Raw genomic sequence first — 802 nt, forward strand, 5'->3', positions numbered from 1 at the left:
GAAATACGGCAACGGCAGAGCGAAATCTTGAATCAACTAGCCAAACGATAAGCCAACGACACAAACGAACCCAAAGCAGGGGATGGGGAATGAGCCGATGATTACCGAGAACGAACGCGACAGGCGAACAGCCGCATGGCTGATAGAGACCTACGGGGCAGAAGCCGTAGCGGAAGCAGAAACCCGCATTGCGGGCGCGAGAAAGCCCTATCCGAGCAATATCGCCAAAGTATTGGGGGCTAGCCTACCCGAAGCCCTAAAACGCACAGAAAACGCCGCAGCGCGCCAAAAACTGGCAGGGCTGCGGCGGATGTTGGACGGTAAGGCAGTTAAGACTTCACAAGACTTGTGAAATCAGACCACTGCTCAATGCGGAACGCCCGAATATCGCGGACAGAAGACGGAAACCAAGGCAGAGCTTTTAGCTCGTTGATGGCTGAAAACAGGTTAGCCATATCTTCGTTTTGGCAGGTGTACAAACTTCCCTGAATGCGGGTAAAGCCGAATTTCCGCAGGGTGTATCCAATATCCGCGTAGGCTTGGGAAATGCCTTTCGGATGGTTTTGAGCGGTATCGGCAACCACCAAATCAAAAGAAATCGCGTACATTAGGCAGCCTTTGGGTCTTGAACGATGTGGGACAGTTTGTATTGCGTGTGTTCGCCGCTTTCCGGCAGTTCAATATTTACGAGCCAATCGCCGTCCGGAAGCTGTTCGGCAGGCGTGCCGACGATGTACATCACGCCGTAATCGCCAAAGGTGCGGATTGAACCGGTGGGGATAGTGGTTTGCATGGTTAGTTC

At 52.9% G+C, this 802-nt stretch carries 3 protein-coding genes; 1 reads left to right on the plus strand and 2 read right to left on the minus strand.

Annotated features, from left to right (window positions below):
- Positions 1–97 precede the first annotated feature (97 nt).
- Positions 98–352: a Cryptic plasmid protein A gene (locus tag HU147_RS19095; protein ID WP_003690227.1), complete on the plus strand. Its 255-nt coding sequence runs from the start codon at positions 98–100 to the stop codon at positions 350–352.
- Here HU147_RS19095 and HU147_RS19100 read toward each other — a convergent pair.
- Together HU147_RS19100 and HU147_RS19105 are read right to left on the minus strand one after the other, a co-directional pair.
- On the minus strand, positions 330–608 hold the full coding sequence (locus HU147_RS19100; protein WP_003690225.1) for an endoribonuclease VapD: 279 nt from the start codon (positions 606–608) through the stop codon (positions 330–332). The two genes, HU147_RS19095 and HU147_RS19100, sit on opposite strands and share 23 nt — an antisense overlap.
- Positions 608–802, minus strand: a 195-nt coding sequence (locus HU147_RS19105; protein ID WP_224077664.1) for a DUF5397 family protein, incomplete at its 5' end; no start/stop codon positions are given. The genes HU147_RS19105 and HU147_RS19100, both read right to left, overlap by 1 nt.

The organism is Planococcus chinensis, from assembly GCF_020071995.1.
In the GTDB taxonomy this organism is placed as follows: Bacteria; Bacillota; Bacilli; order Bacillales_A; family Planococcaceae; genus Planococcus; species Planococcus chinensis_A.